This window comes from Pseudomonas sp. Yb2C2 (assembly GCF_052112325.1).
GTDB classification, from domain to species: Bacteria; Pseudomonadota; Gammaproteobacteria; order Pseudomonadales; family Pseudomonadaceae; genus Aquipseudomonas; species Aquipseudomonas marginalis.
In genome coordinates, this window is the sequence record NZ_JAVAJK010000037.1 from 1 (window position 1) to 22,250 (window position 22,250).

Consider the following 22,250-nt stretch of genomic DNA (forward strand, 5'->3'; position numbering starts at 1 on the left):
GACCATAGAGCATTGGAACCACCTGATCCCATCCCGAACTCAGCAGTGAAACGATGCATCGCCGATGGTAGTGTGGGGTTTCCCCATGTGAGAGTAGGTCATCGTCAAGATTAAATTCCGAAACCCCTGTTTGCTAACGCAGACAGGGGTTTCGTTTATGTAGAAGTCCATGAATTTCATCGGCACGTTGCTAAAGCAACGCTCCGGTACACAGAATTTCTTGACGACCATAGAGCATTGGAACCACCTGATCCCATCCCGAACTCAGCAGTGAAACGATGCATCGCCGATGGTAGTGTGGGGTTTCCCCATGTGAGAGTAGGTCATCGTCAAGATTAAATTCAAGAACCCCTGTCTGCTCATGCAGACAGGGGTTTTGTCGTTTAGAGGGTTTATGAACTCTGTAAGCGAGCAGCAACTACGCCTACCCAACTCCAAAATCATGTTCATGGCACTGACCTGCTTTAAGAGCACGACGCAGGTAGTAGGGAAGAATTTTTACTTCTAAATCTTGTACGACAACCTTTGGTCGGTTTCCTACGTAAAAGGGCGATTCATCCCACAATCCCCTAAGCTTTCCTTCAGCTTGGCCGAAAGCCTGATGAGCCATGCGTGCACCGAAATAGAGCGGCCCGAGACGCCGCCTATACCGTTACATGGAATGTTCCTCTCGGCACGCTCACCCCCATTTGGCAAAAAGAAGTCGATGAAATGAATCTCAAATTCAGTCATAAAATTCTGTTGGCCGCGTCAGGCGTTGTGGTTCTGGCCTTCGCGTTATTCACGCTTTACAACGATTACCTGCAGCGCAGCACCATCAAACAGAATCTGGAGTCGTCTATCCAGCAGTCCGGTGAGCTCACCGCGAGTAGTGTGCAGAACTGGCTTAGCGGTCGAATACTGGTGCTCGAAAGTCTGACGCAAAACGTTGCCCATCAGGGTAGTGCTGCTGATCTTCCAGGGTTGGTCGATCAACCGGCGTTCACCTCGAACTTCCAGTTCACCTACGTTGGCCAAACCAACGGTGTGTTCACCCAGCGCCCGGACGCAAAAATGCCTGACGGCTACGACCCTCGTCAGCGTCCCTGGTACAAGCAAGCCGTGGCTGCGGATAAACCCATGCTCACGCCGCCCTATATGGCCGCCGTGGGTGGGCAGATCGTAACTATCGCTATGCCGGTGAAAAAGAACGGCGAGTTGCTCGGCGTGGTCGGCGGAGACCTGAGCCTGCAAACCCTGGTGAAAATCATCAATTCGGTGGACTTCGGCGGCATCGGCCATGCGTTTCTGGTCAGCGGCGACGGCCAAGTCATCGTAAGTCCTGACGAAGACCAGGTGATGAAAAACCTCAAGGACATCTACCCAGGCACTAACGTCCGTATTGAGAAAGTTAATCAGGACGTAGTTCTCAAGGGCCAGGATCGCATCCTGTCGTTCACACCTATCAGCGGCTTGCCCGGGGCAGATTGGTATATCGGCCTGTCGATTGATAAAGACAAAGCCTACGCACCGCTGGGCAAATTCCGTACGTCTGCATTGATCGCCATGCTGATCGCCGTAGTCGCGATTGCCGTGCTCTTGAGCCTGCTAATTCAAGTGTTACTGCGGCCCCTGACCACCATGGGTATTGCCATGCAGGACATTGCCCAAGGTGAGGGCGACCTGACCCGCCGCTTGACGGTCACCAGTAAAGACGAGTTCGGTGAAGTCGGCAGTGCGTTCAACCGGTTCGTGGAGCGTATCCACGCCTCGATTTCCGAAGTGTCTTCTGCAACACGTCAGGTGCATGACCTGTCTCAGCGTGTGATGGCGTCATCCAACGCCTCGATCATCGGTTCTGATGAGCAAAGCGCACGCACCAACAGCGTGGCCGCCGCAATCAACGAACTGGGGGCTGCCACCCAGGAAATCGCGCGTAACGCCGCCGATGCTTCACAGCACGCCAGCGGTGCCAGCGAGCAGGCTGATGATGGGCGTAAAGTGGTCGAGCAAACCATCCTGGCGATGTCGGAGCTGTCGCAGAAAATCAGCCTGTCCTGCACTCAGATCGAAACCCTGAACGCCAGCACCGACAATATCGGCCACATCCTTGATGTGATCAAAGGCATCTCCCAGCAAACCAACTTGCTGGCACTGAACGCTGCGATTGAAGCAGCACGTGCCGGGGAAGCCGGACGCGGGTTTGCCGTGGTCGCCGACGAGGTGCGTAACTTGGCTCACCGTACCCAGGAGTCGGCTGAGGAGATTCATAAAATGATCACTTCGCTGCAAGTGGGGTCGCGTGAAGCAGTGACCACCATGAATGCCAGCCAGACCTCCAGTGAGGAAAGTGTTCAGGTGGCCAACCAGGCCGGTGAGCGCCTGGTCAGCGTAACGCAGCGAATTGTCGAGATCGACGGCATGAACCAGTCCGTCGCTGCGGCCACCGAGGAACAAACTGCCGTGGTGGAAACCCTCAACGTCGATATCAACCAGATCAACCTGCTGAACCAGCAGGGCGTGACCAACCTCAACGAAACCCTGAAAGACTGCGATGCGTTGTCGCAACAGGCCAATCGGTTGAAGCAGCTGGTCGATAGCTTCAAGATCTGAGCCGCTGAGTGTACGAGTAGGAGCGAGCCGGTTCGCTCCTACTGCTTACCCAGCAAGCGGCGAACATTGTCCAGCGCGCTGTCTGCGAAGCCTTGCACAAACTGCTCAAATCCTTCCTGTGCCGTCTCCAGGGGGTCGGCAATGATAGTCCAGGTTACCTTGGAGCAGTGTGCTCCAAGCGCTTCCACTTTGATTGCTGCCCACAACCTGGCCACGCCCAGGGTGTTGTAGATCGTGGTCCAGGTCATGTGCATCGCTTGCTCATCCCGGCTATTGAGTTGTTCTACGACGCGGTTGCCATCGCGGAAAAATTTCGTGCGTAAAGCGCCCACTCCGGTGCCGGTCATTTCGATATGCGTCAAGGAAGGGATGAACGCATCGAAGCCTGCAAACTGCCCCACTATGTTCCATAGACGGTTGGCATGGCAGTCGATCACCACAGAGGACACTATCGGCTGGCCGCTAGGGTTATGAATTAACGTATCGGGTTGCAGCGGTTTCATGAAGTTGTCCTGAAGCGGTTCAAAGAAAGCCGATGGCCTTGAGGTAGTTGCAGCCTTTACTCAGCAGTGCCGGGTCTTTTTCGGGGTATTGCTCACCCATCTGCTGAACGCCGCGTTGCGCGTTGTCATGGAGGATCATCGAGGTGTCACCGATGTCTTCATCCAGTCGATCAAGGTAAAACCCGAGTACACCAAACATCGCATTGTCCTGGCTTACCGTTCGCAGCGCCTGCTGCCAATGCGCAGTACTGACCCGCTCGAACCGGTGGCCCGCCCGGTTGAATGCATCCAGGTAGTGCTCCCAGCTCAGTGGTTGCGGGTTATGCAGGTTGAATACGCTTCTATCGGCTTGAAAGCGATTGCAGTGGAACGCAATGAAGCGAGCCAGAAAGTCCACGGGCATCAGGTCGAAATTCAGGTCCAACCTCGGCAGCAAGCCCAACTGCAGCGACCCCTTGAGCATCAACATCAGGCGATTCTTTTGTGGCTGGCAGATACCGTTATGGCTGTTGAAGCTGATATTTCCAGGGCGATGGATGTTCACCCAGGCTCCTTGCTCCGCTGCACGTCCCAGGACCCGCTCGGCGACCCACTTGGACAGGTTGTAGCCATTTCGGATGTACAGCGGCAGGGTGGCTGCCGCCGGAGCTTCGAGCACATGCCCTGTCGTGCCGATGCTGCTGGCGGCCGACAACGTCGATACAAAGTTGAAGACTTTCTTGCAGCGGGTTTCGCACAGGCGCAGGCATTCGAATATGGGGTCGACGTTGTCCCTGGCCAGTGAGGCGTAGTCCAGCACGTGGTTGACCCGTGCTGCGTTGTGCACCAGCGCGCCAAAGTCTGCGGCGAGTGCGTCATACGCGTCACAGGCCAAACCCAATCGCGGCAGGCTGACATCGGCGGCGAATACTCGTACGCGGCTCAAGTCCAGATGTTCCAGTTGGTAGTCACGCAACGCCTGGGTAAAACGAGCCATCGCAGGACTCCCCGGCAAGTCACGCACCAGGCACGCCACCTCGGTGGCACCGGCGTTCAACAACGCCTCGACAATATGGACGCCGACGAAACTGTTGGCCCCCGTCACGATCACCTTGTGCGGATTGCCTGCGCGGTCCCCTTGCAACGGATTGATTTCCCACTCCCGTTGAGCGTCCATGGCCGCTTGGGCAGAGGATGCGTCTGGCAGTTCACCATCCTCCATCAGCGTTGCGAGCGTACGAATAGTCGGTACTTCAATGAAATGGCTCAACGCGAAACTACGGCCAAATTGCTCGCGAACGCGCAACAACAGCGTCGACAGCAAAATCGAATGGCCGCCCAGTGCAAAGAAGCTTTCATCGATGGGCAACTGGCGGGTGGGCAAGCCCAGCAGCTCACCCCAAAGGTCGCTCAATCGCGCTTGAAGCGGCGTATGCGCGGCGCCGGGAGTGGCCTGCAAAATGGGGAGGAAGGGGCGCGACAGCAGCCCCTTGCGGTCGACTTTGCCGTTGTCGCTGTGCGGCATGGCTGGCAGTTCCACCCAGAAACCAGGTTGCATGTAGTCCGGTAGCCACTGGCGCGCATGCTGCTGCAAGGCCACCAGCGAAGCGTTAAGTTCGGGCTGGGCGACAAAGGCGCAGATCCTGCTTTCATGGTCGATCACCACGGCCAGCTCGCGATACAGCCTGTTGCTGCGCAGGCATTGTTCAATCTCCCGGGGGTCGACCCGAAAGCCGCGGATCTTTACCTGATCGTCGCGACGCCCACCCAGCACAATCCCTGCGGCGGTCCACTGCGCGAAGTCGCCGCTGCGGTAGGCCCGCAGCCTTTGGCCGCCCGGCACCAGCAGTTCGACGAACGGGCTGTCAGCCTGCCGCGGCGCATTCACATACCCCAGGCTCACTCCGGGCCCGACGATGTACAACTCGCCCATCACCTGTTCATCCACCGGTTGCAGATCGTCATCGAGGATCAGCACCTGGCTATTGGCGATGGGGTAGCCGACATTACGATTATTGTCATCGGGGGCGAACGTCCGGTGCGTAATCAGTACCGTGGTTTCGGTGGGACCATAGAGGTTGTGCAACTGACACCGTCCTGCCAGCCGCTCGATTACATGGGGTTCGCAGGCATCGCCACCGGTGAGCAGATGCGTTAGGCCGAGGGGGGGATCCGGCGGCAGGATGTTGAGCAGCGCAGGCGGCAGGAAGGCATGAGTGACGCGTTGTCGGCGGAGCAATTCCACCAGTTGCCCAGGGTCGCGTCGCTGCTCCTCACTGGGTACGATCAACTCGGCGCCGGCAATCAGGGCGGGGAAGATTTCGATCAATGACGAGTCGAAACCCAAGGGCGAAAACTGCAGGACGCGGCTCCGTTCATCCAGTGTCATGCAGGACCCGAACCAAGCGGTGAAATGCGCCAGGTTACCTTGGCTGAGCAGCACACCCTTGGGCTGGCCCGTACTGCCCGATGTATAGAGCACCATGCACGGCATATCCGAGCAGGGGCGATCGTGCATCAGCGAGGATGAGGAGTTGGCGTTGTGCGCCTCGACTGTGCTGACATCCAGTGAAATGAAACACTCCCGTAATGGATGTTGGCCGGCATCCAGCAATACGTGGGCCCCAGCGTTTTCGAGCATGGCCCGATGGCGTTGTGTGGGTTGATCAGGTCCCAGTGGCAGGTACACCGCGCCACTGCCCAGTACGGCAAGAATGCTGGCATACAATTCCACGGATTTTTCCAGGCATACACCGATCACCGGTGGCGCCTCAAGCGCCTCCAGCAGCGGGCGCAATCGCAGCTGAATCGCCATGGCCTGTAGGTGCAGTTGGCGGTAGGTCACGGTGTGCCCCGCAATGTTCAGCGCCGGCCGGACGGCGAACAGGACAAGGCTGGCCTGCACCCGTTCGATCACCGGTACCTGGGCTTCCTGGATCAGGGCAGGGTTTGCCGTACGATTGAATCGATGCATAAATGCCAACGGCTCAAGCCCGTGCAGGCCGTGCTCGGGCCAGTCAGTGGCAATCGCGCGTGTAGAGAGAGACTCGGGGTCACGTGAGAAGCCACTGACTAGCAGTGCGACCCAATCCACCAGCGCGGTTGTTGCCTGCCGACGCAATCGCTGGCCGTTGCCACTGGGCTCCTCGGCGATGTCCAGCACGGCGAACAAGCGTCGGCCATGGTCATAGGCGCGCACTTGCAGCGCAGACAACCCACCGTCGCTCAACGGGCCAATCCCCAGGCGCAGACTTATACAGGTGGTTTCGCCCACGTCATCCGGCAACGGCAGGCTGCCGTCTTCAATCCACAGGTCGGTGGCCTCATCCCCTGAAACATGGCCGTACTGTTCCAGCATTGGCCTGATTTCGCCCAGTGCCTTGCTTGTGCCGCACCAGCCGATGGTCAGGCACCTCATGGCGACACCGACAGGTAGTCGCTCAGCACCTGCCCCACACTCGGCGTTTGCAGCAAGCCGCTGTGTTGCAGGAAGCCCATGATATTGCCCATCAACGGGTGCTGGCGGGTGATGGGGAACGCCAGCGCTGATATTTCATCGCGCAGCACACCGCGCAGGCGCTCGCTGATGTCCAGGTGTTCGATCAGGCGCAGGTCGAAGTTTTTCTGCAGGTCGTTGGTCAGGTAATGCGTCAGGAATGTCGGCAGTACGTGAGCGATGCTGTCACGGTCATCCGGGCTCGCGGTTTGCCAGTAGATGCGCACCAGCCGCGTCCAGAACTGCGCGTGGCGACCTTCGTCAAACAGGTGGTCGTCCATCAAGCCTCGTATGGAGGCCTTGACACTGCGGTCCTTGGAAAACGCTGCGACATCGTGGGTCACGGTGTTTTCGGCGATGGCTACGCCAATCAGCTCTACAGCGTCGCTCAGGTGTTCCGGAGCCTGCGCCTGCGCCGCCGGCAGCGCGCGACTCAGTTCGATATGCCCGGGCAGGTCAATCGGTTGTATGCCCGTCATTGTGACAGTCTGTTGCATGAAATCCAGGGCCACCAAGGCGTGGTAGTCCTCGTCCACCACAACCGTCATCGCATCAACGCGACAGGCAAGCGGGAAGGGCAGCGAGAAGCGATTCTTGGCAATGCTGCGCGCGGTCTTGTCGACGATTTCGGTTTCGAAAATCACCACATCGTGGATGAACTTATAGAAGCTTTGCACCAGCACGAAGTGGCGCCATTGCGAGCAATGTTCCATGAAGGTCGCGTTGAGTACCAAGGGCTGACGGCACAGTGGGTAGATCAGCTTGTCGTCGTCTTCCAACAGGCGACGAGGGCGGGTTCGGATGGTGGCGCGGCGTTCCCAGTCGTCGGCGATGGTGGTGTATCCGGCGGTATTCATGGGTGTACCTCGTGCAGCGCGGCGCGCACCTCGTCCCAGAACGTGATACGGCTTTCTACGGCGGCAAGGGCTGCGTCATGGGCCTGTTGCGGATAAGCCGGGTCTGCACCCACCAGGCGTTCGAGCAGTTCTTCAGCTGCTGGCCCGTGATGCTCAGTGTCCAACTCGATGTGGCGCCTGAAGTAGCCACACAAGGCTGGTGCCTGGCGATGGATGAGCGTATCGGGCTGCAGGAGGTGTTCGAACATACTTGGGATGACACGCTCACGCCCATGAAGGAATGCAGCTGCTACGCAATGGGTAGGGGCTTGCAGCGCAATGTGCAGCGTGGCGCTGACGAAGCGCGCGGCCCCAGCAGGAACATCGGCCATGCGCAGGGCCGTGCTTGCTTCCACGCCCTGGTGCTGCAGTGCAATGAAACGGTGTATCGCCGAGGTGCTGGCGCCGACTTCGACCATGGCTTCCAGGTACCACTCGAAGTGGCTGCAATGGCCTTGCCTGGGGTGTGAGTCTGATTCTTCGCCCAGCACAATCTCATTGATCAAGCGTGCTGCTTGCGGGTCGGCCGGTGGCAGCCAGGGTAGGCGAGTGCAGGTCAGGTCCTGCTGCAGGCGTTTGGTGAGCGTCATGAAGTCCCAGACAGCGAATACATGGTTTTCCATGAATAGTCGTAACTTTTCCAGCGAAGTTATTTCCAGAAATAACGGATGGCTGCACAACAGCCGTTTTCTTTGTTCCAGTAAAGGTGGGTACATAGTTGATGCCTATAAATTATTGCGTCGCCGCTAAAACAACGTTGGGCTTTTGTATGCCGCAAAAAGATAAGAAAGATGTAAACCAGGCTTTGCGCGCACGCGCGCTCACGCAAGTGGGGCTGCACGGTCGAATTAAGTGGCTGATTTAGTAATGAAAGATAATAAGCGGGTTAAACAAGTTGGTGAGTATATGAATGCATCAGATGTTTTTCTAAATAATATAAGCTGTCGGCAACTTACTTTATAAGAGTGGGACGTTTCTTCTGCGCGGGGTGCTACTTGGTCAGGTAGGGAACCCCGCAGTGCTCGACGGGTAAGCCGAGCGACCTGACACCTTGTTAGAGCGTCTTCTTTGCGGCGGCGTCCAGGTCATTGAGATAGGTTGTGATCACTTCCATCCCGCGCATCAAGTGATTACGCAGCGTCAGGATGCTTTCCTCGACCTTCTTTTGTGCCACCAGGTTCAGCAGTTCACGGTGGTCTTCCTGGGAAGTCTCGCCCAGCCCCATCGCCTCGAGGTTGAAACGCAGGAAGCGCTCCTCCTCATTCAGTCCGTGCTCCACCAGCTTGAGCAGCCGCTGGTTGGGGGCCTTGCCATACAGGGTCATGTGGAACAGGCGATTGAGACGGCCAATCTCGGTGTAGTCTTTTTCCTGTTCCAGGGCAAAGATGAGCGTGTCTGCCTCGGCGATATCGGCTTCGGTCAGCAAGGGAATCGACAAACGCAGGGCTTCAGACTCCAGCAACATTCGCAGCTCATAGGTCTCAGCCGAATTGTCTTCGATCAACGGTGCAACCACGGCGCCCTTGTGGGTGACTACATGCAGCAGTGACTGGGCCTCCAACTGACGCAAGGCTTCACGCACCGGCATGCGGCTGACCCCGAACAGGCTGGCCAGCTCCTGCTGGCGCATGGCGGTACCGCAGGGCAAGCGGCCATCAAGGATGGCATTGCGCAAGGTTTCTTCAATCACGGAGCGAGCAAGATGGGCGGGAATAGGGCCGGTGATCTTGATGCTGTTCAACGGATTCGGCTTCTGCGTCACGGTTACGCTATCCTCCTTATTAAAATAGGGGTGCTAATTGGATCCAATGCACACTAGAGGCTGCCCATAGGGCTTGTCAAACGGGCACGGTTTCGGCTTGTAAGCGTTTCAACGCGCGGCTCCGGCGGCCCACGCGCGGGTTTTGCCGAGTCTGACACGCCACTGACGTGTTGCGACATTACCGCATATAGATATTCTTTAACGGTATTTAAATTGCCATTCTTATATCTATAAAGTCACTCTCCTGTCTGACCGGGAGTGAACTCATGTCCGCCACCTCTACTGTTCCAACAGCGACCCTTGCCGCCCAAACGTTCGAGATTCGACCACTGCCCGGCAGCGTCGGTGCCGAGATTGTCGGCCTGGATTTGTCCCGGCCAGTCAACGACCAGGATTTCGCCCGCATTCATCGCGCGCACCTGGATCACCACGTCGTGGTGTTCCGCGACCAACGCATCACCCCCGAACAACAGATCGCTTTCAGCCGCCGCTTTGGCGTCCTGCAGATCCACGTGCTCAAGCAGTTCCTGCTGGCCAACCACCCGGAAATCCTGATCGTCTCCAACATCATCGAAAACGGCCAATCCATAGGCCTGGGTGACGCAGGCAAATTCTGGCACTCGGACCTGTCCTATAAAGAGCTGCCGAGCCTGGGCTCGATGCTTCACGCCCAGGAGCTGCCGTCGGAAGGCGGAGATACCCTGTTTGCCGACATGCACAAAGCCTGGGACCAACTGCCCGAGCACCTGCGCAAAGCTGTTGAAGGCCGCAGTGCCGCGCACTCTTATACCGCGCGCTACAGCGAAACCAAATTCGAAGGCAACTGGCGCCCGACGTTGACGCCCGAGCAGCTTGCCCAAGTCGCGGAAGTGGTTCACCCCATCGTGCGCACCCACCCGGAAAACGGCCGCAAGGCGCTGTTCGTCAGTGAAGGCTTCACCACCCGCATCGTCGGCCTGCCGGAAGACGAAAGCCGCGACCTGCTGGCCCAGCTCTACGCCCACAGTGTGCTGCCGCACAACATCTACCGTCACCAATGGCAGCCCCACGATCTGGTGTTCTGGGACAACCGCTCGCTGATTCACCTGGCCGCCGGTTGCCCGAGCCATCTGCGCCGCAAACTGTTTCGCACCACCATCCAGGGCGACGCGCCTTTCTGATTCGGAGCATGACCATGTCCAGGAAAACCCCATTTGCACGGCTGGCCGCGACCGTCGGCCTCGGTGTCAGCCTGTTGGCCGGCAGCCTGGTGGCGCCGACGGCTGCGCAGGCCGAAGGCGAGATCCGCATCGCCGAACAGTTCGGTATCGTCTACCTGCTGCTTAACGTAGTGCGCGACCAGAACCTGATCGAAAAATACGGCAAGCAGGAAGGTCTCGACATCAAGGTCGACTGGACCCAGCTGTCCGGCGGCGCAGCGGTCAACGACGCACTGCTCTCCGGCTCGATCGATATCGCCGGTGCCGGCGTCGGTCCGCTGCTGACCATCTGGGACCGCACCCATGGCAAGCAGAACGTCAAGGCCGTGGCCTCCCTGGGCAACTTCCCCTACTACCTGGTCAGTAACAATCCCAAGGTCAAGACCATTGCCGACTTCACCGACAAGGACCGTATCGCCGTGCCGGCGGTGGGCGTGTCGGTGCAGTCGCGCTTCCTGCAATACGCCGCCGCCAAGCAATGGGGCGACAAGGAATTCAATCGCCTCGACAAGTACACCGTCGCCGTCCCGCACCCGGATGCCACCGCTGCCCTGATCGCCGGCGGCACCGAACTGACCGGGCACTTCTCCAACCCGCCGTTCCAGGACCAGGCCCTGGCCAACCCTAACGTGCATGTGGTGCTGAACACCTACGACCTGCTGGGGCCGAACTCGCCAACGGTGCTGTTCGCCACCGAGAAATTCCGCAACGACAACCCGAAGACCTACAAGGCATTTGTCGAGGCGCTGACCGAAGCCGCGCAATTCGCCCAGAACGATAAAGGCGCTGCGGCCGACACTTACATCCGCGTCACCAAGGCCAAGATCGACCGCGCCGAGTTGCTGAAAATCATCGACAACCCGCAGTTCGAATTCAGCGTCACGCCAAAAAACACCTACCCGCTGGCGGAATTCCTCTACCGCGTCGGCGCCATCAAAAACAAGCCTGAATCGTGGAAGGACTACTTCTTCCAGGACGCCAAGCCCCTGCAAGGAAGTTGAGATGAACGCGCCCTTGCAAGGCCACACGGCCAGCAACCTGCACACCGCCGCACCATTGCTGGCGGTGGATAACGTCAGCCTGGAATACCGCACCCCCGAGCGCGTGGTGCGCGCCACTCACCAAGTCAGCTTCGAGATCGACCCGGCGGATCGCTACGTGTTGCTCGGCCCATCGGGTTGCGGCAAATCCACACTGCTCAAGTCCATTGCCGGGTTTATCAAGCCCTGCGAAGGCGAGATCCGCCTGCTGGGGCAAAAGGTCGAACAACCAGGCCCGGACCGCATTGTGGTGTTCCAGGAATTCGACCAACTGCCGCCATGGAAAACCGTCAAACAGAACGTGATGTTTCCGCTGCTGGCGTCGAAAACTTTGCCGCGTCGCGAAGCCGAAGAACGGGCGCTGCACTACCTCGACAAAGTCGGCCTCTGCGCCTTTGCCGACGCTTACCCGCACACCCTTTCCGGCGGTATGAAAGCCCGCGTGGCCATCGCCCGCGCCCTGGCCATGCAGCCGAAGATCCTGCTGATGGACGAACCCTTCGCCGCCCTCGACGCCCTGACCCGACGCAAGATGCAGGAAGAATTGCTGCTGCTCTGGGAAGAAGTGCGCTTCACCCTGCTGTTCGTCACCCACTCCATCGAAGAAGCGCTGGTGGTGGGCAATCGCATCCTGCTGCTGTCGCCGCATCCGGGGCGCGTGCGCGCGGAAATCCACAGCCATCAATACGACTTGCACAGCCTCGGTGGCGTGGAGTTCCAGGCGTCGGCGCGGCGGATTCATCGCCTGTTGTTCGATGAAGCGCCCGAGGCCGAACGTGAGTTGGGTTTCGCCGACATCCGCATCGCTTACTAAGGGGACAACCCAATGCGCCAGGAATACGAAATCAACCTTGAGCCGCTGCTCAGTGTCCCCATTGAACGCGAACTGCCCCTGCGCCAACGCCTGTGGCAGCAAGGCTGGCTGCGCAAGGGCCTGATCCTGATCGTGCTCGCGATCCTTTGGGAAGCCGTCGCGCGCTACCAGAACAACGACCTGCTGCTGCCGAGTTTCCTGCAGACCTTTCACGCGCTCTATGACGGCCTGCTCAGTGGCGAACTGCTGGGCAAGGTGAGCATCTCGCTGGTGGTGCTGATCAAGGGCTACCTGATCGGTATCGTGCTGGCGTTTGCCCTGACCACCCTAGCGGTGTCCACGCAACTGGGCCGTGACCTGCTGAGCACCCTGACCTCGATGTTCAACCCACTGCCGGCCATTGCGTTATTGCCGCTGGCGCTGCTGTGGTTCGGCCTGGGCCAGAACAGCCTGATCTTCGTGCTGGTGCATTCGGTGTTGTGGGCGCTGGCGCTCAACACGTATTCAGGGTTCCTCGGCGTGTCCGAAACCCTGCGCATGGCTGGTCGCAACTACGGCCTCAAGGGCATGCGTTTCGTGTTGTTCATCCTGATCCCGGCCGCACTGCCGTCTATCCTCGCCGGGCTGAAAATCGGCTGGGCCTTCGCCTGGCGCACACTGATCGCCGCCGAGCTGGTATTCGGTGCGACCAGCGGCAAGGGCGGTCTGGGCTGGTACATCTTCCAGAACCGCAACGAGCTGTACACCGACAAGGTATTCGCCGGCCTGGCGGTGGTGATCCTGATCGGCCTGCTGGTGGAAAACCTGGTGTTTGATACCTTCGAGCGGCTCACCGTGAAGCGTTGGGGCATGCAGCGCTGATACACCCAGCCTGCTACGATTGCGGCCAGCTCACTCCCGACTGATCACGAGTGCTTGGCATGCAACTACCCGACATGAACCTGTTGGTCGCCCTCGACGCCTTGCTCGACGAGGGCAGCGTGGTGGGCGCCGCGCGGCGGATGAACCTCAGCCCGGCGGCCATGAGCCGCACCCTCACGCGTATTCGCGAAGCGGTAGGCGATCCGATCCTGGTGCGCGCCGGTCGCGGCCTGGTGCCGACGCCCAAGGCCCTGGAGTTGCAGGGCCAGGTGCGCAACGTGGTGGAGCAGGCCGCGCTGTTGTTTCGCTCGGCGGACCAGGTGGACCTGAGCACCCTGCGCCGTCGCTTCAGTGTGCGCGCCAATGACTTTTTCATCGGCGTGTATGGCGGTCGGCTGTTTGACACCATGGAGCGCATGGCGCCACTGTGCGAGCTGTGTTTCGTGCCTGAAGGCGACACCGATGATGAAGCGCTGCGCGAAGGACGGCTGGACCTGCGCGTGAGCAACACCATGCCGGTCACCCCGGAAGTGAAGGTGCAGAACCTGTTTTCCACCACCTTCGTGGGCCTCGCGCGGGAGGACCACCCGTTGTTTGACGAAGAGATCACTGCCGCGCGCTTCGCCAGCTATTCCCATATCAGCATCTCGCGACGTGGCATCGCCCGTGGGCCGATCGACACCGCGTTGAATGCCCAGGGCCTGGAGCGGCGGGTTGCGATGATTGCGCCGGGCTTTCACGGTGCGATGTTCATGTTGCCTGATTCCGACCTGATTCTGCCGGTGCCCAAGGAAGCCCTGTTGAGCGCCAACCGCTTGAAGCTGCCACTGCGCGCGTTTGCGTTGCCGATCTCGCTGCCGACGTTGGTATTGGCCCAATCCTGGCACCCGCGCTTCGACAAAGACCCGGCTCATAAGTGGCTGCGCGAGACGATGCGTGAGAGCTGCCACGCCACCTGGCTGGAAGCTCAACCCACCTAAACATCAAGCGTACACAGGGCAAATGTGGGAGGGGGCTTGCTCCCGATTGCGTTGGATCAGATAGAAAATCTGTGTCTGGCACACAGCAATCGGGGGTAAACCCCCTCCCACATGTAGATTTGTGTCGGTTTCAGGATTGTGTGTGGTGCAGTTATAAGCTGCCAATAAGTAACTTTTTGTCATGCATGTGCCTGATTAAACTGCTCGGGTATTTCTAATCCCGAGCTGCCTGTTTATGACTTCCCTCGCTGCCCCCACCCTTGCGGCCGCAGCCAGACCCACCGCCATCACCCCGCCTGTATTTGGCCCGCGCATCATCATCGGCCTGGTCGGCGTGTTGCTCGCGGTGCTGGTGTCCGGCCTCAACGAGATGGTCACCAAGGTGGCCCTCGCGGATATTCGCGGCGCGCTGTACATCGGCTTTGACGAAGGCACCTGGCTGGTGGCCGCGTACACGGCCACCTCCGTGTCGGCCATGGCCTTTGCGCCCTGGTGTTCGGTGACGTTTTCCCTGCGGCGCTTCACCCTGTGCGCTATTGGCTTGTTCACCGCACTGGGGATCCTGTGCCCGTTTGCGCCGAACTACCAAAGCCTGCTGCTGCTGCGTACCGTCCAAGGCCTGGCCGGCGGTGCCTTACCGCCGATGCTGATGACCGTGGCGCTGCGCTTCCTGCCGGCCAACGTCAAGCTGTATGGTCTGGCTGGCTACGCACTTACCGCCACCTTCGGGCCGAGCCTTGGCACGCCATTGGCGGCGCTGTGGACTGAATATGTCGGCTGGCAGTGGGCGTTCTGGCAGATCGTCGGGCCGTGCCTGTTGGCCATGGCCGCCGTGGCCTACGGCTTGCCGCAAGACCCGCTGCGCCTGGAGCGCTTCAAGCAATTCAATTGGCGCGGCCTGTTGCTCGGCTTTCCGGCGATCTGCATGCTGGTGATCGGCATTCTGCAGGGCAATCGCCTGGACTGGTTCGAGTCGGGCCTGATCACCTTCCTGCTGTGCGGCGGCAGCGTGCTGCTGGTGCTGTTCATGTTCAATGAATGGTCGCACCCGATGCCGTTCTTCAAGTTGCAGATGCTCGGCCTGCGCAACCTGGCGTTTGCCCTGATCGTGCTGGCAGGCGTGCTGATGGTGCTGACCTCGGTGATCATCATCCCCTCGAGTTTCCTCGCCCAGGTCCAGGGTTATCGCCCATTGCAAACCGCGCCGGTGATGCTGCTGATGGCGCTGCCGCAATTGATCGCACTGCCGCTGGTGGCGGCGTTGTGCAACCTGCGCTGGGTCGATTGCCGCTGGGTCCTGGGGATCGGGCTGGGGATGTTGGTGCTGTGTTGCGTGGGCAGCGCGCACCTGACCTCGGCGTGGATTCGCGATGATTTCTACGGCCTGTACCTGCTGCAAATCTTCGGGCAGCCCATGGCGGTGTTGCCGCTGCTGATGCTCTCCACCGGCAGCATTCAACCGGCGGATGGGCCGTTCGCCTCGGCCTGGTTCAACACCGTCAAAGGCCTGGCCGCCGTGATTGCCACCGGCGTGCTGGATGCGCTGACCACCCAGCGCCTGCACTTTCACTCGACCATGCTGGTGGACCGCCTGGGTAACTCGCCGCTGGCCGACGGCGATGCGCCGGGCCTGGCCCACCGCCTGCACGAGCAGGCCGTGGTGCTGACTTCTTCGGATCTCTATTACGTCATGGCCGCTGTCGCGGTGGCGTTGATCCTGCTGATTTTCTGGATGCCCACGCGGATTTTTCCGCCTCGCGCACCGACCTAGCCACAAGGACTTCCCATGAAACGCAAAGACAAAATCGCCGTCTCCGTTATCGCCGTGTTTGCTGTCGGGGTGCTGGTGTACCTGGTCGCGCCCGGCCTGTTGGGCAACAAGCGCCAGGCCACCAACGACGCCTTCGTCGCCGCCGATTTCACCCTGGTGGCGCCACGTGTGGCGGGCTTTATCAAGGAAGTGCTGGTGGACGACAACCAGCGCGTCAAGGCCGGCCAACTGCTGGCGCTGATCGACGACCGCGATTTTCGCGCCGCCGCCCAGGCCGCCGACGCCGACACCCTGGTCGCCCAGGCCCAGCTGAAAAACGCCACCGCGACCCTGGAGCGCCAAAGCTCGGTGATCGCCCAGGCCCAGGCCACCGTGGCGGCAGACCGCGCCGAAGTGGCCTTCGCCGAACATGAACTGAACCGCTACAACCACCTCGCCGGCGTGGGCGCGGGTACCGTGCAGAACGCCCAGCAAGCCAAGACCCGCATCGACCAGGCCAACGCGCGCCTGGCCAACGCCACCGCGGTGCTGGCGGCCGAACGTAAGCAGGTGGAAATCCTCACGGCCCAGCGCGATGCAGCCGAAGGTGGACTCAAGCGTGCCCAGGCCGCGTTGGAAATGGCCAGCTATCAGCTGTCCTACACGCGCATCGTCGCGCCGGTGGATGGCATGGTTGGTGAGCGTGCGGTGCGGGTCGGGGCCTATGTGACCCCGGGCAGCAAGATCCTCGCGGTGGTGCCGTTGGCCGAGGCCTATGTGGTCGCCAACTTCCAGGAAACCCAGCTGTCCCATATGCACGCGGGCCAGGCCGTGCAGGTGCGGGTCGACAGCCTCGACGGGGAGTTGCTCAACGGCCACCTGGAGAGCCTCGCACCGGCGACGGGTGTGACCTTCGCATCGGTCAAGCCGGACAACGCGACCGGCAACTTCACCAAGGTGGTGCAGCGTATCCCGGTGAAAATCGTCCTCGAACCCAACCAACCGCTGACCGAGCGCCTGCGGGTCGGCATGTCGGTTGAAGCCAGCGTCGACACGCAGCCGGTCAAGCAGCGTGAGGTGGCCCAGCAATGAGACACCTTGCCTGGTTCACCCTGAGTGTTATCAGCCTGAGTGCCTGCACTGTCGGGCCGGATTTTCAGCGCCCGCACACGCCGCAAGCCACGCGGTGGAGCGAACCTCAAGGGCGACAAGCCGCCAGCCGAGCAGTGAGTGATCCGCTGCAAGAGCGCTGGTGGGACGTGTTCCACGACGAGCAACTGTCGGCCCTCACTCGCCGCGCGCTGACCGATAACCTCGACCTGAAGCTGGCCAGCAGCCGCCTGCAACAAAGCCGTGCGGTCCGCCAGGTGACCACCGCCGAGCGTTATCCCACTGTCGACGCCACGGGTGCCTACCAGCGCAAACGCAACAGCGGCAAAGGCTTGAACGACCCCTCCGGCGAAAACGGCCGTTCCGCGTTCAACCAGTGGGACGCGGGGTTCTCGGCGTCTTGGGAGCTGGACTTCTGGGGTCGGGTCAAACGCGAAACCGAAGCCGCCGATGCCACCCTGCAAGTGGCGGAAAACGACCGCCGCGCCGTGCTGTTATCGGTGCTGGCCGAGACCGCCCAGGACTACATCCAACTGCGCGGCGTGCAAAATACCCGCGCGGTGACCGAGCAAAACCTCGACGTCGCCCGCCACAGCCTCAAGCTCTCGCAACTGCGCCTGGCTGACGGCGTGGCCACCGACCTCGATGTCGCCGAAGCCGCCGCCCAGGTCGCCGCCATCGAAGCGCGGCTGCCGGATCTGCAGCAACGCCAGGACCAGTTGATCAACGCCCTCAGCCTGTTGATGGGCGAGCCACCCCAGGCTCTGCACGCGCAATTGTCCAAGGACGCCGCCGTACCGCAGGCCCAACGCCAGGTCGCCATCGGCCTGCCGTCGGAGCTCGCCGAACGCCGTCCGGATATCCGCCAGGCCGAGGCGCGCCTGCACGCCGCCACCGCCAGCATCGGCGTGGCCAAGGGCGATTTTTACCCGCGTATTACCTTGTCCGGCAGCCTCGGTTCCCAGGCCATGCAACTGTCGGATTTCGGCTCCTGGGGCTCTCGTGCGTTTGCCTTCGGCCCGCAAGTGAGCCTGCCGCTGTTCAGCGGCGGCCGCCTGCAAGGCATGCTGGACCTGCGCGAAGCCCAGCAACAGGAAGCGGCCCTGGCCTACCAGCAAACGGTGCTGCGTGCCTGGCATGAAATCGACGACCAACTGACCCGCTACAACGCCAGCCAGCTGCGCCGTGACAGCCTCGCCGAAGCCGTGCGCCAGAACCAGATCGCCCTGACCACCGCACAGCACCAATACGTTGAAGGCGTGGTGGATTTCGTCAACGTGCTCACCGTGCAAAGCGCGCTGCTGGCCACGCAGGAGCAGTGGGTCGAGAGTTCTACCGGGGTGTCGTTGGCGATGGTGGGGTTGTACAAGGCGTTGGGGGGCGGGTGGGAGTCGGTCTACCCAGTGGCAATGGCTCAGCATTGAAATTGGAGTATCCGATGTAGGACCGTTCTTGATTTTTGCTGCCTTAAACCTTGGTGAACCTTGATCGTTAAGCTTTCAGTCCGATTATTACCTGTGAGTCTTTCCGATGTCTGTCATCGAAAACCCCTACGCGCCTCCACAAGCTGATCTGCGCACTCCAGTCTCCGCCATCCAACCTACATTCTTCGTGGTCGCGCCGCGCAAGCTGGTCCTGATGGTGTTGCTGTCCCAAGGTTTTTATCTCTTCTACTGGTGTTACCAGCAGTGGGCCTGCTATCGGCGGGCTACTGGCGCAAAGGTGTTGCCGCTGGTGCGAGCGTTCTTCTCGGTGTTTTTTCTGTATTCGCTGGTGATGAAAATCAGGCAGAAACTGGCGCTTGACGGTACGCCGTACCGCTGGTGGCCGCGAGCCATGGCGCTGGGGCTTATTGCGTGTGGGTTGTTACCCTTTACCTACGTTTTTTTCGTCACCGCCATGACGGCAATGAAGTTGAGCGTGTGCTTGATGATCGTGCAGGTAGCGCTGTTCGTGCAGGTGCAAGGCGCGGTGAACCTGATCGAGGGCGACACAGATGGCGAGGCGAACAATCGCCTGACTTGGGCTAACGCAATCTGGATCGTTATCGGGCTGGGCATGTGGAGCTTGGGCTTTATAGGGGCGTTTCACGAGCAAGGGCTGTCGTGATTGTCCTCAGGGCGCAGTGTTTTTTAAGACTGCAAAAGCATAAAGATGACAACGTCTTGCGTTGAACAACCTTCCTGTAGTTCCAGGCTGATCAGTTTGAACAAGATGACGATGTCTTGACTTTTCATGGGGCTCCAAAAGCGAGTGTCCTCTGTCCGCGGACAGAGGACACTTTCTTGCACAGGGTTGACACTCATGTCAACGGTTTTGCAAAAACACCACATACCCTCGAAACCACTCACTCCCCTGCAAGTACCCCGGCTCCTCCCACTCTCCACCCTGAATCAAACCGATCTTGAACGGCAGCCCCATCCGGTTCATCCGTGGCAAATATGCCGCGTAATCCGGGATGCTCTGGCGGCCCTGATAGGTCTGCACCACCACCTCATCCACCACGCCTTTGAGCTGGCTGATGGCGGTGGGGTCGGCGTTGCTGCTCCAGTCCATCAGGCCGGTGATACTCAGTTTCAGATCGGCCGGCAGGCGCTGGCGCAGGTCGCGCAGGAAGTCGGCGTATTCGTGCAGGTATTGGGTGCGGGCGTCGAAGTCGATCTGGATGCCGACCACTGGGTTGCCTGCGTCGCGCCAGCGTTGTACCTGGCCGAGCAGTTGGGTATAGACCTGTTCGGGCCAGTGCAGGGTGTGGGCGCGGTAGACCACCCAGACGTCGCCGCGGGTGAGGCGCGGTACGCTGATGCCTTGGGCGATCAGCTGCACACCGCGCTGGGGCGCGCGGCGGGTGGCGTTGATCTGGCCCTGGAGGATGTACAGGGTCTTGGCCTGCTTGAGTACCGGCTGCGGCGTGACGCCGCTCCACAGCCAGAAGGCGTCGTAGTCGCGGGCATCGACGGCACCGAATGCCGGGCTTGCCAGCAACAGCAAGCCCAGCCACAGGTGTTTCACCAGTAATACTGCAGCGATTTGCCCCACTGGGTGTCGGCGAAACCACTTTTCAGCTGGCGGAACCAGGCTTTGCGCACGCCGGGTTCGACGTCCTTGCCGCCACAGCTGTTGTAGCCGGCCGGCGCGTAGCAGTTGATGGCGCGGAACAGGGCGTAGGCCTTGTCGTTTTTCGGCGCCTTGGCGTTGCCGATGACCTGTTGGTAACCGTCGAGCCGCGAGAAGGTTTCACCCTTGAAGTCCGAGGCGGTGCTGCCCAGGCTGCCGGCGGCGCGGGCCTGCTCCAGAGGCATGCCGTCCAGGTTGTTGCGCAGGATGAATTCGCCGAAGCAGTTCAGGGCCTGGGGGTTCTTCGCGTCGGTCTGCAAGGTCGCTGCGGTTTGCGCGATGCTGGGGCAGGCGTAGCCGGATTCGGCCTTGTCGCCGTTCCACTGGAACAGCTTAAGCGTCTGGCTGGCGCTGTAGACATAACCCAGGCTGGTGCCCAGCTTGTCCTCGGGGGCCTGGGCCGGCAGTTGCTTGAGGTCCTCGGCGAACGTGGCGAACTGGCCGCGCAGCAGGTCTTTGTAGAGCAGCACGAATTGCGCGGTCTGGCGTTCCAGCGGATCGCTCGCCTGGGCGATCTGCTGGCGCAGCAGTTCAGGCCCGGCAACGTTGCGCAGCAGGATGTAGCGCACCTGCCTGGCACTGATCGGCGAATCGCTGGCGAACACCTTGGCCAGTTGGCCGCTGCGCTCGTAGTTCATGGCCAGTGCCAACTCCAACTGGTCGCGTTGCAACGGCAGCTTTGCCAGTGGCAACAATTGCAGCCACAAGGCCTCGGCGCCTTTCCAGTCTTGCTTGGCTTCCAGGGCCAGGGCGCGCAGGGTCTGCTGGCTGAAGGCGAAGTAATTCAGGCTCGACGGCACGCTTTGCGGCAACTGCTTCAAGGCAGCGTCCGGTTGATGCTCGATGTACAGCGCGCACACAGCCAGCAGGTAGTCATAGAACTCTGGCTCGCTGGCGAACGCGGCTTTTTGCTTCTCGAGGTCGGCGCGGCTGAGGGCCGGCTGGTTGCCGCCGCGCATCACCATCAGGTCGCTGACGAGCTGGATCATCGGGGTCTTGACGGTATCGCTGTTGACCATCAACAGCTTGAGATCCGCTTCTTCTACCAGCTGATCTTCCGACACATTGCGCTGTTCGTCGGTGGCCGTCAGTGCCCAGGCGAACGCGTCGGCGAGCTGGGTGTTGTCATCGGCCAGCCAGTACACCCGGCGCAGCAAACCGTGGGCCGAGGCCGCGTATTCGCCCTGTGGGTAAGTTTTCAGGTAGGCGTTGAAACCCTGCTCGGCCGTGGCCAATGCGGGCTTATCCACACGGTCCAGGTGCGGCACGCCGTCTTCGTCATAGGTGTTGGCCTGGGCCTGGTTGAGCGCTGTGCGGGCGGTCATGTACAGCGCGGTTTCCTTCAGCCACGGCGACTGTGCACTGCCGACGCCAGCAAAGCCTTGCGCGGCCTCGGCGAAGCGGCCGCTGTAGAAATCGGCGGCGGCTTGCAGGTAGGTGCGAAACAGTTGGCCGCCGGCTGACTGGATCTGCTGCGCTTCGGCGATCACCGGGCCATCCCAGGTGCAGGTGGTGAGCAGTTGCAGCCGCGCCTTTGCCAGCAGCGCGCGCTCGTCCGCCGGCATGTCGGCCTTGACCACTTGGCGGATAAACGCCGTGGCGCTGTCATCGTCGTTGCTGCGGCAGCGGCTGCCTTCGCCATTGAGGAACGCTTCGCCAGCGGTTTTGTATTCCTCGCGCTTGATACCCAGGGGCGTCAGCAGGGTGTCGAGTTCGGCGGTAGGCGAATCGTCCGAGTCGGGCTCAGTCTCTGCACTGGAGGCAGCGGCCAGGCGATACACCGGGAACGGCACCGGGCCGAAACCCTGGGCCAGGTCATCTTCGCTCAACGCTTTGGGCGCCAACGGCGCGGCCTTTTTGTCGGCCAGCAACAGGCGCAGGTTGGCCCGGCTGTCATTGCCTGGGCTCAGGAACGGCACGTTGTTACAAGGGTCCAGGCTGTCACGCGAGACACGCCAATCGGGGTAGCACGAATCGTCGGAACTGGCCTGGGCCTGCTGGGAAATACCGGCCAGCAGGGCCAGTGCGAGGGGAGATAGAAAACCGATGCGCATGACGTGTCCTTGATCCTGGGTCCTTGGAGGGCGGCAATCATAACGTGTTCCTACGCAGGCTTCGGTGAAGCCCTACACAAATTGCTGATTTGTCGGG

General features: G+C 60.5%; 17 protein-coding genes and 2 rRNA genes. 12 read left to right on the forward strand and 7 right to left on the reverse strand.

Going from position 1 to position 22,250, the window contains the following annotated elements:
* The 3 genes from rrf (Q8X51_RS30490) to Q8X51_RS30500 form a co-directional block, all read left to right on the forward strand.
* Positions 1–110, forward strand: a 5S ribosomal RNA gene (rrf, locus tag Q8X51_RS30490); the annotation flags it as partial.
* Positions 111–219: 109 nt separating this feature from the next.
* Positions 220–335, forward strand: a 5S ribosomal RNA gene (rrf, locus tag Q8X51_RS30495).
* Positions 336–711: 376 nt separating this feature from the next.
* On the forward strand, positions 712–2,592 hold the full coding sequence (locus Q8X51_RS30500) for a methyl-accepting chemotaxis protein (RefSeq protein WP_027608051.1): 1,881 nt from the start codon (positions 712–714) through the stop codon (positions 2,590–2,592).
* 38 nt (positions 2,593–2,630) lie between these two features.
* Here Q8X51_RS30500 and Q8X51_RS30505 read toward each other — a convergent pair whose 3' ends face one another.
* The 5 genes from Q8X51_RS30505 to Q8X51_RS30525 all read right to left on the reverse strand — a co-directional run bounded on the left by Q8X51_RS30505 (position 2,631) and on the right by Q8X51_RS30525 (position 9,228).
* Positions 2,631–3,095, reverse strand: coding sequence for an SRPBCC family protein (locus Q8X51_RS30505; protein ID WP_065924664.1), 465 nt, complete (start codon positions 3,093–3,095; stop codon positions 2,631–2,633).
* 19 nt (positions 3,096–3,114) lie between these two features.
* Positions 3,115–6,492: an amino acid adenylation domain-containing protein gene (locus Q8X51_RS30510; protein WP_407694686.1), complete on the reverse strand. Its 3,378-nt coding sequence runs from the start codon at positions 6,490–6,492 to the stop codon at positions 3,115–3,117.
* On the reverse strand, positions 6,489–7,427 hold the full coding sequence (locus tag Q8X51_RS30515) for a diiron oxygenase (protein ID WP_407694685.1): 939 nt from the start codon (positions 7,425–7,427) through the stop codon (positions 6,489–6,491). Before Q8X51_RS30515 ends, Q8X51_RS30510 begins: the two co-directional genes overlap by 4 nt.
* Positions 7,424–8,182 (reverse strand): DUF3050 domain-containing protein, encoded by a 759-nt coding sequence (locus Q8X51_RS30520; protein WP_065924667.1) that lies wholly within the window; start codon positions 8,180–8,182, stop codon positions 7,424–7,426. Before Q8X51_RS30520 ends, Q8X51_RS30515 begins: the two co-directional genes overlap by 4 nt.
* Before the next feature lie 338 nt (positions 8,183–8,520).
* On the reverse strand, positions 8,521–9,228 hold the full coding sequence (locus Q8X51_RS30525; RefSeq protein ID WP_065924668.1) for a GntR family transcriptional regulator: 708 nt from the start codon (positions 9,226–9,228) through the stop codon (positions 8,521–8,523).
* A 266-nt stretch (positions 9,229–9,494) separates the two neighbouring features.
* Between Q8X51_RS30525 and Q8X51_RS30530 the strand changes: the two genes are divergently transcribed.
* The 9 genes from Q8X51_RS30530 to Q8X51_RS30570 all read left to right on the forward strand — a co-directional run bounded on the left by Q8X51_RS30530 (position 9,495) and on the right by Q8X51_RS30570 (position 19,091).
* Positions 9,495–10,388 carry a TauD/TfdA dioxygenase family protein gene (locus tag Q8X51_RS30530; RefSeq protein WP_065947098.1) on the forward strand — a complete coding sequence of 298 codons (894 nt, stop codon included), beginning with the start codon at positions 9,495–9,497 and terminating at the stop codon, positions 10,386–10,388.
* Positions 10,389–10,402: 14 nt separating this feature from the next.
* Positions 10,403–11,428, forward strand: a complete 1,026-nt coding sequence (locus tag Q8X51_RS30535; protein ID WP_065924670.1) for an ABC transporter substrate-binding protein — start codon at positions 10,403–10,405, stop codon at positions 11,426–11,428.
* A 1-nt stretch (position 11,429) separates the two neighbouring features.
* Positions 11,430–12,281, forward strand: coding sequence for an ABC transporter ATP-binding protein (locus Q8X51_RS30540; RefSeq protein WP_065924671.1), 852 nt, complete (start codon positions 11,430–11,432; stop codon positions 12,279–12,281).
* A gap of 12 nt (positions 12,282–12,293) precedes the next feature.
* Entirely contained in the window at positions 12,294–13,142 is an 849-nt protein-coding gene (locus Q8X51_RS30545; protein WP_065924672.1) for an ABC transporter permease, read from the forward strand.
* Positions 13,143–13,201: 59 nt separating this feature from the next.
* Complete coding sequence (locus Q8X51_RS30550; protein ID WP_407694684.1) at positions 13,202–14,122, forward strand: LysR family transcriptional regulator; 921 nt, start codon at positions 13,202–13,204, stop codon at positions 14,120–14,122.
* Positions 14,123–14,357: 235 nt separating this feature from the next.
* Positions 14,358–15,893 (forward strand): MFS transporter, encoded by a 1,536-nt coding sequence (locus tag Q8X51_RS30555; protein ID WP_065924673.1) that lies wholly within the window; start codon positions 14,358–14,360, stop codon positions 15,891–15,893.
* A gap of 15 nt (positions 15,894–15,908) precedes the next feature.
* The gene (locus Q8X51_RS30560; RefSeq protein WP_407694683.1) at positions 15,909–16,964 is read left to right on the forward strand and encodes an HlyD family secretion protein; all 1,056 of its coding nucleotides are present in this window, start codon (positions 15,909–15,911) and stop codon (positions 16,962–16,964) included.
* On the forward strand, positions 16,961–18,406 hold the full coding sequence (locus Q8X51_RS30565) for an efflux transporter outer membrane subunit (protein WP_137212684.1): 1,446 nt from the start codon (positions 16,961–16,963) through the stop codon (positions 18,404–18,406). The genes Q8X51_RS30560 and Q8X51_RS30565 overlap by 4 nt, the downstream gene beginning before the upstream one ends.
* Positions 18,407–18,512: 106 nt before the next feature.
* Positions 18,513–19,091: a hypothetical protein gene (locus Q8X51_RS30570; protein WP_065924676.1), complete on the forward strand. Its 579-nt coding sequence runs from the start codon at positions 18,513–18,515 to the stop codon at positions 19,089–19,091.
* Between the two features lie 198 nt (positions 19,092–19,289).
* Here the strand turns inward: Q8X51_RS30570 and Q8X51_RS30575 are convergent, their stop codons facing one another.
* Both Q8X51_RS30575 and Q8X51_RS30580 read right to left on the reverse strand, forming a co-directional pair.
* Positions 19,290–19,994 (reverse strand): DUF3142 domain-containing protein, encoded by a 705-nt coding sequence (locus tag Q8X51_RS30575; RefSeq protein ID WP_074848298.1) that lies wholly within the window; start codon positions 19,992–19,994, stop codon positions 19,290–19,292.
* Positions 19,991–22,153 (reverse strand): outer membrane assembly lipoprotein YfiO, encoded by a 2,163-nt coding sequence (locus tag Q8X51_RS30580; protein WP_407694682.1) that lies wholly within the window; start codon positions 22,151–22,153, stop codon positions 19,991–19,993. The genes Q8X51_RS30575 and Q8X51_RS30580 overlap by 4 nt, the downstream gene beginning before the upstream one ends.
* Positions 22,154–22,250: the final 97 nt, after the last annotated feature.

What these genes read in the sequence shown, in the direction of transcription:
- Q8X51_RS30500 (WP_027608051.1), top strand. Translation starts at nt 712, where the DNA reads ATGAATCTCAAATTCAGTCATAAAATTCTGTTGGCCGCGTCAGGCGTT.
- Q8X51_RS30505 (WP_065924664.1), bottom strand. Translation starts at nt 3,095, where the DNA reads ATGAAACCGCTGCAACCCGATACGTTAATTCATAACCCTAGCGGCCAG.
- Q8X51_RS30510 (WP_407694686.1), bottom strand. Translation starts at nt 6,492, where the DNA reads ATGAGGTGCCTGACCATCGGCTGGTGCGGCACAAGCAAGGCACTGGGC.
- Q8X51_RS30515 (WP_407694685.1), bottom strand. Translation starts at nt 7,427, where the DNA reads ATGAATACCGCCGGATACACCACCATCGCCGACGACTGGGAACGCCGC.
- Q8X51_RS30520 (WP_065924667.1), bottom strand. Translation starts at nt 8,182, where the DNA reads ATGTACCCACCTTTACTGGAACAAAGAAAACGGCTGTTGTGCAGCCAT.
- Q8X51_RS30530 (WP_065947098.1), top strand. Translation starts at nt 9,495, where the DNA reads ATGTCCGCCACCTCTACTGTTCCAACAGCGACCCTTGCCGCCCAAACG.
- Q8X51_RS30535 (WP_065924670.1), top strand. Translation starts at nt 10,403, where the DNA reads ATGTCCAGGAAAACCCCATTTGCACGGCTGGCCGCGACCGTCGGCCTC.
- Q8X51_RS30540 (WP_065924671.1), top strand. Translation starts at nt 11,430, where the DNA reads ATGAACGCGCCCTTGCAAGGCCACACGGCCAGCAACCTGCACACCGCC.
- Q8X51_RS30545 (WP_065924672.1), top strand. Translation starts at nt 12,294, where the DNA reads ATGCGCCAGGAATACGAAATCAACCTTGAGCCGCTGCTCAGTGTCCCC.
- Q8X51_RS30550 (WP_407694684.1), top strand. Translation starts at nt 13,202, where the DNA reads ATGCAACTACCCGACATGAACCTGTTGGTCGCCCTCGACGCCTTGCTC.
- Q8X51_RS30555 (WP_065924673.1), top strand. Translation starts at nt 14,358, where the DNA reads ATGACTTCCCTCGCTGCCCCCACCCTTGCGGCCGCAGCCAGACCCACC.
- Q8X51_RS30560 (WP_407694683.1), top strand. Translation starts at nt 15,909, where the DNA reads ATGAAACGCAAAGACAAAATCGCCGTCTCCGTTATCGCCGTGTTTGCT.
- Q8X51_RS30565 (WP_137212684.1), top strand. Translation starts at nt 16,961, where the DNA reads ATGAGACACCTTGCCTGGTTCACCCTGAGTGTTATCAGCCTGAGTGCC.
- Q8X51_RS30570 (WP_065924676.1), top strand. Translation starts at nt 18,513, where the DNA reads ATGTCTGTCATCGAAAACCCCTACGCGCCTCCACAAGCTGATCTGCGC.
- Q8X51_RS30580 (WP_407694682.1), bottom strand. Translation starts at nt 22,153, where the DNA reads ATGCGCATCGGTTTTCTATCTCCCCTCGCACTGGCCCTGCTGGCCGGT.